This is a genomic window from Enterobacter sp. MGH 38 (genome assembly GCF_000492855.1).
Taxonomy (GTDB): Bacteria; Pseudomonadota; Gammaproteobacteria; order Enterobacterales; family Enterobacteriaceae; genus Enterobacter; species Enterobacter hormaechei_C.
This window is the reverse complement of sequence record NZ_KI535608.1, coordinates 352,446-368,452: the sequence shown is the minus strand read 5'-3', so window position 1 is coordinate 368,452 and position 16,007 is coordinate 352,446. Positions and strand designations below refer to the sequence as shown.

The 16,007-nt window shown below is 57.9% G+C and carries 16 protein-coding genes; 9 read left to right on the top strand and 7 right to left on the bottom strand.

Features of this window, described 5'->3' with window-relative positions; all coding sequences use genetic code 11:
- Positions 1-67 precede the first annotated feature (67 nt).
- The 3 genes from L384_RS09595 to L384_RS09605 all read left to right on the top strand — a co-directional run bounded on the left by L384_RS09595 (position 68) and on the right by L384_RS09605 (position 2,951).
- Complete coding sequence (locus L384_RS09595) at positions 68-988, top strand: DNA-binding transcriptional repressor CitR (protein ID WP_022650586.1); 921 nt, start codon at positions 68-70, stop codon at positions 986-988.
- Between the two features lie 128 nt (positions 989-1,116).
- The gene (locus tag L384_RS09600; RefSeq protein ID WP_023324302.1) at positions 1,117-2,340 is read left to right on the top strand and encodes a phosphoadenosine phosphosulfate reductase; all 1,224 of its coding nucleotides are present in this window, start codon (positions 1,117-1,119) and stop codon (positions 2,338-2,340) included.
- A complete protein-coding gene (locus L384_RS09605) occupies positions 2,325-2,951 on the top strand; it encodes an IbrB-like domain-containing protein (protein WP_022650584.1) in 627 nt (208 codons plus the stop codon). Before L384_RS09600 ends, L384_RS09605 begins: the two co-directional genes overlap by 16 nt.
- On the opposite strand, the gene L384_RS09610 is transcribed toward L384_RS09605, so the two are convergent.
- A complete protein-coding gene (locus L384_RS09610) occupies positions 2,952-4,112 on the bottom strand; it encodes a pyridoxal phosphate-dependent aminotransferase (protein ID WP_003858773.1) in 1,161 nt (386 codons plus the stop codon).
- A gap of 122 nt (positions 4,113-4,234) precedes the next feature.
- Here L384_RS09610 and L384_RS09615 point away from each other — a divergent pair, with 122 nt between their 5' ends.
- The 3 genes from L384_RS09615 to L384_RS09625 are packed head-to-tail and all read left to right on the top strand — an operon-like array spanning position 4,235 to position 6,074.
- Positions 4,235-4,849 carry a methylthioribulose 1-phosphate dehydratase gene (locus L384_RS09615; protein ID WP_003858775.1) on the top strand — a complete coding sequence of 205 codons (615 nt, stop codon included), beginning with the start codon at positions 4,235-4,237 and terminating at the stop codon, positions 4,847-4,849.
- A complete protein-coding gene (mtnC, locus tag L384_RS09620; RefSeq protein ID WP_006809660.1) occupies positions 4,846-5,535 on the top strand; it encodes an acireductone synthase in 690 nt (229 codons plus the stop codon). The genes L384_RS09615 and mtnC overlap by 4 nt, the downstream gene beginning before the upstream one ends.
- The gene (locus L384_RS09625; protein ID WP_023315605.1) at positions 5,532-6,074 is read left to right on the top strand and encodes a 1,2-dihydroxy-3-keto-5-methylthiopentene dioxygenase; all 543 of its coding nucleotides are present in this window, start codon (positions 5,532-5,534) and stop codon (positions 6,072-6,074) included. The genes mtnC and L384_RS09625 overlap by 4 nt, the downstream gene beginning before the upstream one ends.
- 53 nt (positions 6,075-6,127) lie before the next feature.
- On the opposite strand, the gene L384_RS09630 is transcribed toward L384_RS09625, so the two are convergent.
- Together L384_RS09630 and mtnA are read right to left on the bottom strand one after the other, a co-directional pair.
- Positions 6,128-6,598, bottom strand: coding sequence for an SRPBCC family protein (locus L384_RS09630; protein ID WP_023324301.1), 471 nt, complete (start codon positions 6,596-6,598; stop codon positions 6,128-6,130).
- 42 nt (positions 6,599-6,640) lie between these two features.
- Positions 6,641-7,657, bottom strand: coding sequence for an S-methyl-5-thioribose-1-phosphate isomerase (gene mtnA, locus L384_RS09635; RefSeq protein WP_023315603.1), 1,017 nt, complete (start codon positions 7,655-7,657; stop codon positions 6,641-6,643).
- 102 nt (positions 7,658-7,759) lie between these two features.
- Between mtnA and mtnK the strand changes: the two genes are divergently transcribed.
- The gene (gene mtnK / locus L384_RS09640; RefSeq protein WP_023324300.1) at positions 7,760-8,959 is read left to right on the top strand and encodes an S-methyl-5-thioribose kinase; all 1,200 of its coding nucleotides are present in this window, start codon (positions 7,760-7,762) and stop codon (positions 8,957-8,959) included.
- Positions 8,960-9,011: 52 nt separating this feature from the next.
- On the opposite strand, the gene L384_RS09645 is transcribed toward mtnK, so the two are convergent.
- From L384_RS09645 to L384_RS09660, 4 genes are read right to left on the bottom strand one after another with little or no spacing between them, the layout of a single operon-like run.
- The gene (locus L384_RS09645; protein ID WP_023324299.1) at positions 9,012-10,253 is read right to left on the bottom strand and encodes an LVIVD repeat-containing protein; all 1,242 of its coding nucleotides are present in this window, start codon (positions 10,251-10,253) and stop codon (positions 9,012-9,014) included.
- Positions 10,250-11,314: a sugar ABC transporter substrate-binding protein gene (locus tag L384_RS09650; protein WP_022650577.1), complete on the bottom strand. Its 1,065-nt coding sequence runs from the start codon at positions 11,312-11,314 to the stop codon at positions 10,250-10,252. The genes L384_RS09645 and L384_RS09650 overlap by 4 nt, the downstream gene beginning before the upstream one ends.
- A gap of 19 nt (positions 11,315-11,333) precedes the next feature.
- On the bottom strand, positions 11,334-12,329 hold the full coding sequence (locus L384_RS09655) for an ABC transporter permease (RefSeq protein ID WP_023324298.1): 996 nt from the start codon (positions 12,327-12,329) through the stop codon (positions 11,334-11,336).
- On the bottom strand, positions 12,326-13,828 hold the full coding sequence (locus L384_RS09660; RefSeq protein ID WP_023324297.1) for a sugar ABC transporter ATP-binding protein: 1,503 nt from the start codon (positions 13,826-13,828) through the stop codon (positions 12,326-12,328). The genes L384_RS09655 and L384_RS09660 overlap by 4 nt, the downstream gene beginning before the upstream one ends.
- A 159-nt stretch (positions 13,829-13,987) precedes the next feature.
- On the opposite strand from L384_RS09660, the gene L384_RS09665 reads away from it, so the two are divergent.
- Both L384_RS09665 and L384_RS09670 read left to right on the top strand, forming a co-directional pair.
- Complete coding sequence (locus L384_RS09665; RefSeq protein ID WP_023324296.1) at positions 13,988-15,076, top strand: oxidoreductase; 1,089 nt, start codon at positions 13,988-13,990, stop codon at positions 15,074-15,076.
- Between the two features lie 57 nt (positions 15,077-15,133).
- Positions 15,134-15,877, top strand: coding sequence for an SDR family NAD(P)-dependent oxidoreductase (locus L384_RS09670; protein ID WP_017382507.1), 744 nt, complete (start codon positions 15,134-15,136; stop codon positions 15,875-15,877).
- The last annotated feature ends 130 nt before the right edge of the window (positions 15,878-16,007 follow it).

The window sequence follows — 16,007 nt, the reverse complement described above, 5'->3', positions numbered from 1 at the left end:
GTAACTTCCCTCTGTCGTACTCCAGGATGTGATAACGACAGCAAACTCAACTCACTCAGGACGAAACATGGCAAACCTCTACGACCTAAAAAAATTCGATCTCAATCTGTTAGTCATCTTCGAATGCATTTACCAACACCTCAGTATCAGTAGGGCTGCCGAGACGCTTTATATCACGCCATCCGCCGTCAGCCAGTCGCTGCAACGCCTGCGCGGTCAGCTTAATGACCCCCTGTTTATCCGTTCAGGGAAGGGAATTACGCCAACCACGGTAGGTACCAACCTGCATCATCATCTGGAAAAAAATCTCAATCAGCTTGAGCAGACGATCAACATGATGCATCACTCGGACATCAAAAAAAAGTTCGTTATCTATTGCTCTCAAATGGTGTCTCCTGGTTCGATGCTCGAACCGTTGAAGCTTTTAATATCTGAAGAGAATTATGAGATAGAGCAAAGAGACATGCTCATTTCCTCCGAATCAGCGGAAGATTTGTTGGCCTATCGTAAGGCCGATCTCATCTTCTCTATCGCACCTATCCACAATCGCTCTGTGGTCTGCACCCACTTCACCACGGTGCCGATAGCCTTAATCTGTAGAGCAGACCACCCAAGGCTCGCTGACGCAGTCACGCTGGAAGTGCTATACCAGGAGAAATTCACTTTTTACCAGAGTGCTCATCCGGGTGTAAAAGAGTTTCAGAGTCGCGCAAATGACGCGTTTCCGGAAAGAAATATTGCTTTTCGTACGGACTCCCTTAGCTCTCTCATCTCCATGGTCTGTTCATCTGATCTGTTAGGCTTCATCCCGGTGTCGATCTATGAAACATATAAAGAACCGTTGAAATTAAAAAGGCTTGAGCCACCGTTTGAGCTGCCTGAATTAAAGATCTATATGCTCTACAGCCGTTCATCACTGAATAGCACTGTTTTTTCAACATTCATTGAAAAAATGCATAAGCTCTGCGTTTCTCCGCCGTCTGCGTAAAATACATTTGCATGGTGAATGCAAATAAGGCAACCCGAAGAAAATTCCCCCGTGAAATTAAGGACAAATAATTCCATAATATCGTTTTGTTTTTTTCCAGACATTTAACACGCAGGACGCGATTAATCATGTCGATCTATAAAATCCCTTTACAGGAAAATGTTTTAGACGCTTCTGCGGAACGCATAGACTGGACGCTTAACAATTTCTCCAGAGTCTGCGTTTCCTTTTCCGGTGGAAAAGATTCTACCGTGATGCTGCATCTCGTTGCCCAGAAAGCACGGCAATTAAAGCGAAAAATAGATGTCATCTTTCTGGACTGGGAAGCGCAATTCTCCTCAACCATTCAGCATGTTGACACGATGAGAACGCTGTATCGGGATGTTATCCATCAGTTCTGGTGGGTAGCGCTTCCGCTCACGACCCAGAACGCCCTGTCACAGTTTCAACCTGAATGGCAGTGCTGGGAACCCGGGACAAACTGGGTTCGCCAGCCACCGGAAGATGCCATTACCGATTACCACTATTTCGATTTTTATCAGCAGGGAATGACGTTTGAAGCCTTCGTGCGCGAGTTTGCCGAATGGTATGCACAAAGACGTCCTGCCGCCGTCATGGTGGGGATCCGCGCCGATGAATCTTACAACCGCTTTCTGGCTATCGCGTCGGCGCGTAAGCAGCGCTTTTCTGACGATAAACCCTGGACGACCGTCGCCCCGGGTGGGCACGCCTGGTATATCTACCCCTTGTACGACTGGAAAACCGCCGACATCTGGACGTGGTTCGCGAAATCAAAATGTTGCTATAACCCGTTATACGACCTGATGTACAAGGCGGGGGTGCCGCCGCGTTATATGCGCATCTGCGAACCGTTTGGCCCGGAACAGCGTCAGGGCTTGTGGCTCTATCATGTCATTGAACCCGAACGCTGGGCGGCGATGTGTGAACGCGCCTGCGGCGTGCGAAGCGGAGGTATTTATGCCGGGCACGATAACCATTTTTATGGCCACCGGAAGATCCTGAAACCAGACCATCTCGGCTGGCGCGAATACGCCATGCTGTTACTCGACAGCATGCCGCAAAATACGGCGGAACATTACCGCAACAAAATCGCGGTTTATCTCCACTGGTATCAAAAGCGAGGCATGAACGATATTCCCGACACGCAGGAGGGTGACATTGGTGCAAAAGATATCCCTTCCTGGCGACGCATTTGTAAGGTTTTACTCAACAATGACTATTGGTGCCGGGCACTTTCGTTTAGCCCAAATAAGCCTAAACACTATCAGCGCTACAGCGACAGAGTGAAAGCAAAACGCAAGGAATGGGGGATTTTATGCAACAACGAATAATCACCGAAATGGAAACGTACCTTCAGGCACTTTCAGAAGAAGAGCGAATAGCCGCTATTAATGCGTTTCGTCAGGCATTACATGAAATCAGCCCTTTTCGCGATCAGCCCGTCGATTGCGTATTGTGGATAAAAAAGACAAACATCACCGCTAACGATTACAACCCAAATAACGTCGCGCCGCCGGAAAAGCGGCTGCTCAGCAAGTCACTGGAGCTGGATGGATTCACACAACCTATCGTTGTGACGGAAAATGCGCCACAGCACTACGAAATTGTCGATGGTTTTCACCGTCATGATATCGGCAGTAACCGGGCGATCCTGAAGCGCCAGCTTAAAGGTTACCTCCCTGTTACCTGCCTGCGTAAAGCGCGCCAGGAAAAGTTCGATCGCATGGCGGCAACTATTCGTCACAACCGCGCGCGTGGACGCCACCAGATCAACGCCATGTCAGAAATCGTGCGAGAACTGGTGCTTATGGGCTGGAGTGAGCAGAAAATTGGCCAGGAGTTGGGTATGGACAGCGATGAAGTGCTGCGTCTGAAGCAGATCAACGGTCTGCTCGAACTCTTCGCAGACCGTCGTTTTTCAGAAGCCTGGACGGTGAAATAGTCAGAGCGTCGCCAGACGCTCTGCCGCAGCGAGCAGCGTCGATTCCTGCTTCGCAAAGCAAAGACGAATCAGCTTATGCGGGAAGGGATCGGCGCAGAACACCGACAGCGGAATGGCCGCCACTCCCACCTCTTTCGTCAACAACTGGCAGAAACTCACGTCGTCCAGATCGGAAATCGCGCTGTAGTCGGCCAGCAGGAAATAGGTTCCTTCAGACGGCAAAATTTCCAGGCGGCTTTTGCTCAGCGCCGCCACAAACAGATCCCGACGTTCACGATAGAAGTGCGGCAGCTCGCGGTAATGTCCGGGTTCCGCACGCAGCATATCCGCCAGCGCCAGCTGAGCCGGTGTGTTCACGGCAAACGTCAGGTACTGATGCACTTTGCGCAGCTCAGCGCTAATGGCCGCCGGGGCCACGCAGTACCCTACCTTCCAGCCGGTCATATGGTAGGTTTTCCCAAATGACGATACCGCGATTGCACGCTCGCGAAGTTGCGGATGCGCCAGCACGCTGGCATGCCCCACTTCGGCGAAGCAGATATGCTCATACACCTCGTCGCTCAGAACATATATTTCACGTTCGGCGATGGCCTGCCACAGCGCAGCAAAATCGGCTTTTTGCCACACCGTCGCCGACGGATTATGCGGAGTATTCAGGATCACCAGACGGGTTTTGTCACTCAGCAGCGCAGCAAATGCCTGCCAGTCAGGGCGAAAATGCGGTGGCTGGAGCGCCACGCGCTTCACCACGCCGCCGGCCAGTTCAATCGCCGGGGCGTAGCTATCGTAGCTCGGGTCAAAACAAATCACCTCATCACCCGTACGCACCAGGGCGGTTATCGCCGCATACAGCGCTTCGGTCGCCCCTGCCGTCACCGTAATATCGCTGTTCGCGTCAGGCTTATGGCCGTATAACTCCGCCGTTTTATCCGCAATGGCTTCACGCAACGTCTGCACGCCGGTCATCGGCGCATACTGGTTGGCTCCCTGCGCAACGTGGTACGCCAGACGCTCCTGCAAATATTTCGGCCCATCAAAATCCGGGAAACCTTGTGAGAGGTTAATGGCGTTGTGCTGCTGCGCCAGGGCGCTCATCTGCGTAAAAATCGTCGTGCCGAGATTGGGAAGTTTACTCTGCGGGATCAACGGGTTATTGCTCATTGTAGTGTGCCTGCCTGTAATACTTATGTTGCTGACACTATAACACGATGTTAGTCTTTGGCAATCAAGACGCTTAGACGTCTAAACGATATAAATATTCCTGGCCGAGAGGGTAAAAGGAAATGACAGACAACCTGCAACTCACACACCTGGTCGAGGCCTGCCGCTGGATTGGCGCTAAAGGCTGGGCGCCCGCTACCGGCGGCAATATGTCCATGCGTCAGGATGAACACCTGTGCTGGCTGAGCGAATCCGGAAAAGATAAAGGTAGCCTGACCACCGCCGATTTTCTACAGGTTGAAATCGCCACTAACCGCGCGCCGTCTGGCCGTAAACCGTCGGCAGAGACCGGGCTGCATACCCTCATCTATCGCCTGTTCCCCGAAGCTAACGCTGTCCTGCACGTTCACACCGTCAATGCCACGGTGCTGTCGCGGCTGGTGAACGAGGCCGAGCTGAAGATCACCGGTTTCGAGATGCAAAAATCCCTTACCGGGCAGACCACGCATCGGGATACGGTGGCCATCCCGGTGTTTGATAACGACCAGGACATCGACGCCCTCGCCTCGCGCATCGCCCATTACGCGCAGGAACGCCCGCTTAATTATGGTTTTCTTCTGCGCGGCCATGGCTTAACCTGCTGGGGACGCGACGTGGCCGAAGCCCGCCGTCATCTGGAAGGTTTAGAATTCTTATTTGAATGCGAAATGCGTTTACGACAATGGGAGAGAGTATGATTCGCGCGATTGTGACGGATATTGAAGGGACCACCAGCGATATCCGTTTTGTCCATGATGTTTTGTTCCCCTACGCGCGTGAGCGGCTGGCGGCCTTCGTGACCGCGCAGCAGTACGCCGAGCCGGTCAAATCGATTCTGGACAACCTGCGCGATGAAATCAGCGCTCCGCATGCCAGCGTCAGCGATCTCATCAACGTGCTGTTTACCTTTATGGATGAAGACCGCAAATCGACGGCGCTCAAAGCCCTGCAAGGCATCATCTGGCAGGACGGTTACGTCAATGGTGACTTTACCGGACACCTCTATCCTGACGTACTGCCCGCGCTGGAAAAGTGGAAGGCACAAGGGATTGATCTCTATGTTTATTCCTCTGGCTCCGTCGCCGCGCAGAAACTGTTATTTGGCTACAGCGACGAAGGTGATATTACTCATCTGTTCAGCGGCTATTTTGATACCCACATTGGCGCCAAGCGCGAGGTGCAGTCTTATCAAAACATTGCGGCGCAAACGGGCATCGCCCCGTCGCAGATCCTGTTTCTGTCAGATATTCATCAGGAGCTGGACGCAGCTGAACAGGCGGGTTTTCGCACCCTGCAACTGATTCGCGGTGAAGATGACGGCGCAAGCCATCACCATCAGATCCACCAGTTTGACGAGATTAATCCGGAGCAGATCCCTTCATGAGCGCATTGACCATTTATTCCGATAAAGACGCCAGTCAGCACCAGTGGCACAGCACCGACGCCGCCGAGATTGCCCAACAGCTCAACGCAAAAGGCGTGCGGTTTGAACGCTGGGCTGCGGATCGCGATTTAGGGCACGATCCCGCGCCTGAAGCCGTGATCGCTGCGTATCAGCATGCGATCGACAAGCTGGTGGCAGAGAAAGGTTACCAGAGCTGGGATGTGATCAGCCTGCGCGCCGACAATCCGCAGAAAGAGGCGCTGCGCGCGAAGTTCCTGAACGAACACACCCACGGCGAAGACGAAGTACGTTTTTTCGTGGAAGGGGCGGGATTATTCTGCCTGCACATCGGCGATGAGGTATATCAGGTCTTGTGCGAGAAAAACGACCTGATCTCCGTGCCCGCGGGCACGCCGCACTGGTTTGATATGGGCTCAGAGCCGAACTTTACCGCCATTCGTATTTTCGATAACCCGGAGGGTTGGGTGGCGCAGTTTACCGGGGATGCGATTGCGGATGCGTATCCGCGCCTGGCCTGATCTTTTCTCCCTCTCCCTGTGGGAGAGGGTCGGGGTGAGGGCACCAGCGCGCACTAAGCGTTAAGCCCTTTCACATACCCCACCAGCTGATCCAGCACAATCCCCCACCCTTCGTGAAATCCCATCTGTTCATGCTGCTCGCGGATTTCCTTCGTGGGGTGGCGCGCTATCGCCGTATAGCGGGTTTTGCCCTCCCCGGCGTCTTCCAGGAACAAAATTGCCGTCATAAACGGCTTCTCGGCCGGCTTCCAGCCTTCGGTATAGCCGTCGGTAAAGACCAGCTTTTTCCCCGGATCGATTTCAAGGAATACGCCCCGGTTATCCATCCGCTGCCCGTCCACCTCAAACACGGTATTGAACCGCCCGCCCACGCGCAGGTCGAGGTCGCATTCGGTCACCTTATGGGGAGCAGGAATGAAGAAGTTTTTGATGTGCTCTGGCGTAGTCCAGCAGAGCCACAGCAGATCGCGCGGTGCGTCCACCACGCGCTCCAGTTTTAAGTCTGTTTCAGGATCGAGCGTCACGATGTTGTCCTCTTAAGGGAGCCCCTTAAAGGATAGCCGGACTCAGGCAAATTTCCCTTCCGCCACCTCGTCCGGAGTGACCACGCCCGTATCCAGTACCCAGCCGCTAATCAGCGAGGCGGGGGTGACGTCAAACGCCGGGTTATAAACCTGCGCGTTTTCCGGTGCCCACTGCACCGCGCCAAAGCTTCCGGCGACGCCCGTCACCTCGCTGGCGGCGCGCTGCTCAATCGGGATCGCGTCGCCGTTCGGGCAGTCCGGGTCGAGGGTCGTTTGCGGCGCGGCGACATAGAACGGAATGCCGTGGAATTTCGCCAGCACCGCCAGAGAGTAGGTGCCGATTTTGTTCGCCACGTCGCCGTTGGCGGCAATGCGGTCTGCCCCCACCCACACGGCGTCGACCTGCCCTTTTGCCATCAGGCTGGCGGCCATGGAGTCGGTAATTAGCTGATACGGCACGCCCAGCTCGCCGAGTTCCCACGCGGTCAGCCTGCCGCCCTGCAATAGCGGACGGGTTTCATCCACCCAGACGTTGCTTACCTTGCCTTCCTTATGCGCGCGAGCAATCACCCCCAGCGCGGTACCGACGCCCGCCGTCGCCAGCCCGCCGGTGTTGCAGTGGGTCAGCAGACGGCTGCCGGGCTTCACCAGCGCGCTGCCCGCTTTTGCAATCGCGTCGCAGAGCCGTTTGTCTTCGTCAATCAGGCGCAGCGCCTCAGCCACCAGCGCCGGAACGAAATCCTCTTCCCACAGCGCAAGCTTCATGCGGTCGAGGTTGTTCATCAGGTTTACCGCTGTCGGGCGGGATGCGCGCAGGGTTTCCATCGCCACCGCCAGCTCGTCGCGGCTTTTGCCGCTTTCCGCTAACAGCGCCAGCAGCAGGCTTGCAGAGAGACCAATCAACGGCGCGCCACGTACGCGCAAAGCGTGGATATGCCCGACCAGCGCCTCGACCGTCGAGGCATCCACCCACCGTTTCTCCTGCGGAAGCGCCTGTTGGTCGAGAATAAAGAGCTGATTATTCGCCACCCGCAGGCTGGTCGTCTGTAATGTCTGCATGTCGTTAATTCCCTGTTGCGTTGTTGTAGCACATTGTGTCAGGATGAAATCCAGATGTATAGACGTCTACATGTCTTAATTAGCAAAACTGAGGAGCAGGCCATGTCGCAATACCGTACCTTTACCGCTCAGGACGCCGTGGAGTATGCCAGGCAGTTTGGCGGACTTGAAGATCCGTCATCGCTGGTAGAGGCGCAGGAAGTGGGCGACGGCAACCTCAATCTGGTTTTTAAAATTTTCGACAGCGCGGGCGTCAGCCGCATCGTCGTTAAGCAGGCGCTGCCCTACGTACGCTGCGTCGGCGAATCCTGGCCGCTGACGCTGGATCGTGCCCGTCTTGAAGCGCAAACCCTGGTCGAGCATTACCAGCACAGCCCTCAGCACACCGTGAAAATCCACCACTTTGATCCGGAACTGGCGGTGATGGTGATGGAAGATCTCTCCAGCCATCGCATCTGGCGCGGCGAGCTGATCAGAAATAATTATTACCCACAGGCAGCGCGTCAGCTGGGGGAATATCTGGCTCACACCCTTTTCCACACCAGCGATTTTTATCTGCATCCGCACGAGAAAAAAGCGCAGGTGGCAAAATTCATCAACCCGGAGATGTGCGAGATCACCGAAGATCTGTTCTTCAACGATCCGTACCAGATCCACGCGCGCAACAGCTACCCGGCCGAGCTGGAAAACGATGTTGCCGCCCTGCGCGACGACGCCCAGCTTAAAATCGCCGTGGCCTCCCTCAAGCACCGCTTTTTCGCGCACGCCGAAGCCCTGCTGCACGGAGACATTCACAGCGGCTCGATTTTTGTGGCCGACGGCAGCCTGAAGGCCATCGACGCTGAGTTCGGCTATTTCGGGCCGATGGGCTTTGACGTTGGCACCGCCATCGGCAACCTGCTGCTCAACTTCTGCGGCCTGCCGGGGCATCTGGGCATTCGCGATGCCGCCGCCGCGCGCGAGCAGCGCCTGACCGATATTCAGGAACTGTGGAACACCTTTGCGGAGCGCTTCCAGGTACTGGCAAACGAGAAAGCCCGCGACGCCGCACTCAGCGCACCGGGCTATGCCTCCGCATTCCTGAAAAAGGTCTGGCACGATGCCATCGGATTCTGCGGCACCGAGCTGATTCGCCGCAGCGTCGGGCTTTCCCATGTGGCGGATATCGACACCATTCAGGATGAAGCGATGCGTCACGAATGCCTGCGCCACGCGATATCCCTCGGTAAAGCGCTGATTGTGATTGCCGACCGCATCGACAGCGCGGAAGAGCTGGTGGCACGGGTGCGGCAGTACAGTTGATTTTCTCCCTCTCCCTGTGGGAGAGGGCCGGGGTGAGGGCATCAAACCGCACTCACCCCAGATACTCAATCACCGACAGCCCGCCGTTATAGTCCGTGCTGTAAATAATCCCCTGCGCGTCCACAAACACGTCACACGACTGGATCACCTGCGGGCGATTCGGCCGCGTATCCATCATCCTCTCCGGCGCCGCGGGCACCAGCGCTCCCGTTTCCACCGGGCGATACGGATTGGAAATGTCATACGCGCGCACGCCCGCGTTCTGATACGTCGCGAAGATCAGCGTGGAGCTGACAAAGCTCCCCGGCCGGTTCTCGTGCAGGTTGTGCGGGCCAAAATGCGCCCCTTTCGCCACGTAGTCGATTTCATCCGGCTGCGGGAAGGTAGAGATACTCACCGGGTTCGACGGCTCGCGAATATCAAACAGCCAGATCAGCTTCTCGCCGTCTTCCTGGTTATCGAGCACCGCTTCGTCCAGCACCACCAGCAGATCGCGGTCCGGCAGCGGCAGCGCGGTGTGCGTCCCACCGCCAAACGGCGGGCTCCAGTTACGGTGGCTAATGAGCTTAGGCTGGGTACGATCCTTCACGTCCAGCAGCGTCAGGCCGCCGTCGCGCCAGCTGCCGTACGCGGTATCCCCCGCAATAATCGCGTGGTGCAGCGCGTAGCGTTTCCCTTCCGGCCAGTCCGGCTGTTCGCCTGCGGCCTGGTTCATCCCCGGCAGCCACCAGCGCCCCGCCACCTCGGGCTTGCGCGGGTCCGCCAGGTCAATGGTCAGGAAAATGTAGTCGGTAAAACCGTCGATCAGCGCCGACACGTACGCCCAGCGGCCACCGACGTACCAGATGCGGTGAATGCCGATGCCGCTCAGCGACAGAAAGCCGATTTCGCGCGGCCTGTCCGGCGTGGAGATATCAAAAACGCGAAGCCCGGCGCTCCAGCCCCTGTCCTGAACGTCGCTGACGGTCTCTCCTACCTGACGGGTGTAGTAGACCTTCTCGTCGGCGAAGCGGGCATCGGCAAACAGATCCCGGGCGTTGATCACCAGCAGCAGGTCGTCATGCGCCTGGAGGTGCACGTTCCAGGTGCCCGGCGGCGCGGGGACATAGCCCGCGGGGTTCGGATTTTTTGGATCGCGCACGTCGACAATCGAAAAGCCCTGCGACACCATATGGCCGATATACGCAAAGCCGCGGTGCACCATCAGCTGCACGCCGTCCGGGCGACCGCCCTGGTCGCTATGGCCAATCAGCCGCATATTGCAGCTGTATTCTGGCGTAGGAAGCATGCTCATTTATTTTTCGCTTCCAGCGTCGCAAACCACGGCGCGATAAAATCTTCCGTCTGGCCCCAGCCCGGAATGATTTTGCCCAGCGACGCCACGTTCACCGCCCCCGGCTGCGCGGTCAGCAGCGCCTGCGGGATCGCAGCGGCTTTGAAGTCGTAGGTGGCAGGCGTGGCTTCACCGGCAATCTTGTTGGCGATCAGGCGTACGTTGGTCGCGCCAATCAGCTTCGGATCTACCGCCACGCTCACCTTCCACGGGCTACCCGGCTCGCGCATCAGCTGTAAATCCTGGTTGGAGATGTCGATGCTGTAGAGTTTGATCTCGGTGCGGCCGTTCTCTTTCAGCGCCTTATACGCGCCCTGGCTGAAAGCATCCCAGGTCCCCCAGATGGCGTCGATTTTGCCTTTGGGGTATTTCGCCAGGATCGCACCCACCTTGTTGGCGGTATCGCCCTGCACGTCAGAGGAGACCGCGCCGATGGACTCCAGCTCTTTAATCTCCGGGTACTGCTTTTGCAACTCTTTATACGCCGCCTGACGACGCTCCATCGGCGGGAAGCCCGCTACCCACAGCTTGACGATATTGGCCTTGCCGTTGAAATCTTTCGCCAGCTGGCCGAAGGAGAGATTGGTCAGAGAGGCATCGTCCTGTTGGGTAACGGTCACGCCCGGGATCTCGCCGTTGACGGCGGTATCAAATACGGCGACCTTGATCCCGGCATCCACCGCCTTTTTTACCAGCGCGGTGGAGTACGGATCGCGGCCCTGAGACAGGATAATCCCGTCGTACTTCTGGCTGATGGCCTGGTTCACGAAGTCCTGGAATTTGGCATCGTCCCCGTTGCTTAAAAAGGTGCTGACCTTAAAGCCGAGCTTTTTTCCTTCCTGAATGGCCCCGGCAACAAACTGCGTGGTGTTGTCGTCTGAGCCGAGGTTGCGGATCACCGCAATGCGAATGGGGCCGTCATGGTTGGCAATGGCCGCCGGGAGCGGTGCGGGCGTGGCCGCGAAGCCAGGCAGAGCGGTGAATAACCCTAATGCCACCAAAGAGAGTGCAATCTTTTTCATTTTTTATCCCGTTGTGTTGTCAGCGTTTTTGTATGTAGGTAATCGCCAGCGCTACCGCGAGCACCAGCCCTTTTATAATGTCCATGGCGTAATACGGCACGGAGAGCATCACCAGCCCGTTCGACAGCACGCCGAGGATCACCGCCCCCACCAGCGTGCCCAGGGCATTCGGCTTGCCGGACCCGGCCAGCGAGAAGCCGATCCACGCCGCCGCCACCGCATCCATCAGGTAACCGCCGCCCGCGTTCACCTGCGACGACCCAATGCGCGAGGCCAGCAAAATCCCGCCCAGGCCCGCCAGCAGGGAGGCAATCACGTAGGCTGCCACCTTGTAGCGCGTGGTGCGAATGCCAGAGAGGCGCGCGGCTTCGGGGTTGCCGCCAATGGCGTACATCCGGCGTCCATGAGTGGTCAGCGACAGGCCCAGCTGCGCCAGAATCGTCACCATCAGCATGACGATCACAATGGTCGGCACCTGCCCCAGCAGGCTGAACGTCGCAGGGATGGTCCCTTCCGCCATGTCGCCGCTCGGCAGCACCATGTTCTCAGTAATCGACCCGCCGTAACTGTAGGTCATCGCCACGCCCTGGATGACAAACAGGCTGGCAAGGGTCGCGAGCATGTCCGGAATGCGCAGGATGACGATCAGAAAGGCGTTAAACAGGCCGACCAGCGTGCAGAGCGCGAGAGTGATTACAATCGACTCGGTGGTGCCGAAGCCGTGCCAGACGAAGAGCGAAATCACCAGCGCGTTCGCCAGCGACGCGGTGGATCCCACCGAGAGATCGAACCCGCCGACGGTCAGGGAGATCGACACGCCGATGGCAATCACCGTCACGATGGCAATCGAGCGCAGAATGTTGATGATGTTGTTCGGATCGAGGAAGCTGTCCGACGCCAGGCCAAAAACGGCCACCAGCGCGACGACGGTCAGCAACATGCCCCACTTGTAGAGAAAATCGAAAATCTGCTGACGGCCAGACGCCGCCGCGCTCACTGAAAGGGCCTTGCTCACGACGCCGTTCCTCCGGTTGAATAATAAAGTAGTGTCTCTTCACGGGCCTCGGCCCCGGCGATTTCCGCCACGATGCGCCCGTCCCACAGGACGCAGATGCGGTCGCACAGCCCGACCAGTTCGGCAAATTCGCCCGAGGCGTAAATCACCCCTTTGCCCTCGCGCGCCAGGCCGTCGATAAGCTGAAACAGATCGGTTTTGGCCTTCACGTCCACGCCTTTGGTCGGCTCGTCGAATATCAGCACGCTGGCGTCATTACGCAACCATTTACCGATGGCGACCTTCTGCTGGTTGCCGCCGGAGAGACGTCGCAAAACCTGCCCGGGACCGCGGGCGCGAACGCCGACGCGGGCGATCACCTCCTCCGCCCAGCGCCACGCCTGACGATGGCCGAACAGGCTCCAGCGCGAGAAGCTGTTATCGGCGCACACGGCAAGATTCATGCTCACCGGCTCGTCGATAAAAATGCCCTCTTTGCGCCGCTCTTCCGGCACCAGCGCCAGGCCGCGCAGCACCGAGTCCGCCGGGTCGCGCGGTTTCCAGTCCTGATGGTTCAGCTCGCCGTTCGCGACGCGGCTTTTACTGGCGCCAAACAGCGCCTTACAGAGTTCTGTTTTGCCCGCGCCCGCCAGCCCGGCAATGCCGAGAATTTCGCCCTTGCGCAGGTGCAGCGAGATATCTTTCAGCAGCGCGTCGTCGTGCAGCCCTTCTACCCGCAGCAGCGTTTCGTCGCCGTGCGGCGGGCGCGCGGGCGGGTAGATATCGCTCAGCACGTGGCCGAGCATCTTCTCAACAATCTCTTCACCGCTGAGATCGGCCATCGGGCCAGACTCAATCAGCCTGCCGTCGCGCAGCACCGTGAGGGTGTCGCAGATAGCTTTTAGCTCGTGAATGCGGTGTGAGATAAACACCACGCCGATGCCCTGCTGTTGCAGACGTCTTACTACCGCAAACAGACGCTCGCTCTCGTGCGCGTCAAGCGGCGCGGTGGGTTCATCAAGAATCAAAAAACGGCAGTGATGAGATAACGCCCGCGCCAGCAAAATCTGCTGTTTTTCAGCCAGCGTGCAGCCGTCGATGGAGCGGCGAACGTCGAGCGAAACATCCAGCTGCGCCAGCGCCTGCCGCGCCTGCTGGCGGATGTCGCGCCAGCGGTAGCGGTGCCCTGGCTGCGCCAGCTGGTCGAGCATGATGTTTTCAGCAATGCTTAACCCCGGGATCAGCGCCACGTCCACCTCCTGCTGCACGAGGTGGATGCCCAGCCGTTTGGCGTCCAGCGGCTCGCGGATGCTTACCGGCTGGTTGTTAATGCAGATTTCGCCTTCATAGTGGTCGTGCGTCCCGCACAGCACCGCCATCAGCGTCGATTTCCCCGCGCCGTTGGCGCCGGTCAGCGCATGCACCGACCCGCCGTTCAGCGTGAAGTCCACGCGCGACAGCGCCTGAAAGCCGGAAAAGGCCAGGCTGATACCGCGCATCTCAAGGCGACTGGAAACCATCCGCGTAAATCCTTCATTACTCTTCTGATTTAGCGAATTTTTCACAGCTCCGGTTGACTGACAACGACGGAAAAGGCATAAGATAAAGCGAAATATTATTAGCCATCCGGATGTCCAGACATAACATCGGGTTAGCGCTTGCTAAAAAAGGACAACTTCATGAGCAACACCGATATCCGCGTCGTACCCGGCCCGGCGAACTACTTCTCTCATCCGGGAAGCCTTGCACACCTGGATAATTTCTTTACTCCGGAACAACTTTCCCGCGCGGTGTGGATCTACGGCGAGCGGGCAATCGAGGGCGCACGCCCTTATCTGCCGCAGAGTTTTAACGCGACGGGGGCAAAACATCTGTTGTTTAAGGGCCATTGCAGCGAGCGTGACGTCACTCATCTGGTAAACGAGTCGGGAAGTGAAACCAGCGTGGTGATTGGCGTGGGCGGCGGTGCGGTAATGGATACCGTCAAGGCCGTGGCGCGTTGTCTGGGCGTGCCGTTCGTGGGCATTCCCACTATCGCCGCCACCTGCGCGGCGTGGACCCCGCTCTCCGTGTGGTACAACGATGCCGGTCAGGCGCTACAGTTTGAGATTTTTGACGACGCCAACTTTCTGGTGCTGGTGGAGCCGCAGATCATCCTTAACGCCCCGGCGGAATACCTGCTGGCGGGCATCGGCGATACGCTGGCGAAGTGGTACGAAGCGGCGGTGCTCGCCCCTCAACCTGAGAGTCTGCCGCTGACCGTGCGTCTTGGCCTGAACGGTGCGCTGGCGATCCGCGACGTGCTGCTGGAACGCAGCGAAGAGGCGCTTGCAGATCAGCAGCGCGGCGAACAGACGCAGGCGTTCCGGGACGTGGTGGATGCGATTATTGCCGGAGGCGGAATGGTCGGCGGTCTGGGTGAGCGCTATACCCGCGTGGCGGCGGCGCACGCGGTGCACAACGGCTTAACCGTGCTGCCGCAGACGGAAAAATACCTGCACGGCACCAAGGTGGCCTACGGCATTCTGGTCCAGAGCGCCCTGCTCGGCCAGGACGACGTGCTGGCGCAGCTGGTGGCGGCGTACCGGCGCTTTAACCTGCCAATCACGCTTCGCGAGCTGGACGTCGATATTCACAACCGCGACGAGCTGGATAAGGTCATTGGCCACACCCTGCGCCCGGTGGAGTCGATTCACTATCTGCCGGTGACGTTAACGCCTGAGGTGCTGCGCGCCGCGTTTGCGAAGGTGGAATCCTTCAGCCGTTAATTGCGCCGACGGGCTATACCTAATGATGATTCTCTCCACTCTTGCAACGAGGTCATCATGCAGATCGATTTAACAGGTAAAAAGGCGCTGGTTACCGGCGCCAGTCGTGGGCTGGGTCGGGCGATTGCGCTGTCGCTGGCGCGAGCCGGTGCCGATGTGGTTATCACCTACGAAAAATCCGTCGATAAAGCCCAGCAGGTCGTCGATGAGATCAACGCGCTGGGGCGACACGGCGAGGCGATTCAGGCCGACAGCGCCAGCGCGCAGGCGATTCAGGATGCGGTCACGCAGGCGGCGCGCTCCCTCGGCGGGCTGGATATTCTGGTCAATAACGCCGGGATTGCGCGCGGCGGCCCGCTGGAGTCCATGACCCTGGCGGACATCGACGCTCTGATCAACGTCAACATCCGCGGCGTGGTGATCGCCATTCAGGAAGCGCTGGTGCATATGTCGGACGGCGGACGCATCATCAACATTGGCAGCTGTCTGGCGAACCGCGTGGCGCAGCCGGGGATCGCCGTCTACTCGATGACCAAGTCTGCCCTTAACTCTCTCACCCGAGGTCTGGCCCGTGATTTAGGCCCGCGCGGCATTACCGTCAACCTGGTCCACCCCGGCCCGACCAACAGCGATATGAACCCGGAAGACGGTGAGCAGGCTGACTCTCAGCGTCAGCTTATTGCCCTGGGCCATTACGGCCAGCCGGAGGATATCGCAGCGGCAGTCACCTTCCTCGCCAGCCCGGCTGCGGGGCAAATTTCCGGCACCGGTCTGGATGTCGACGGCGGTCTGAACGCCTGATCGCAAATTTACTGTATGCCTCTGTCGCCCGGCAGAGGCCTGTTCGAGCCGCCTCGACGATTCGCGTTTTGCCGCTTTCTCGCGGTTATTCTCCGCTCTACAGTACCCCATTAGAAATTCGGAATTTATC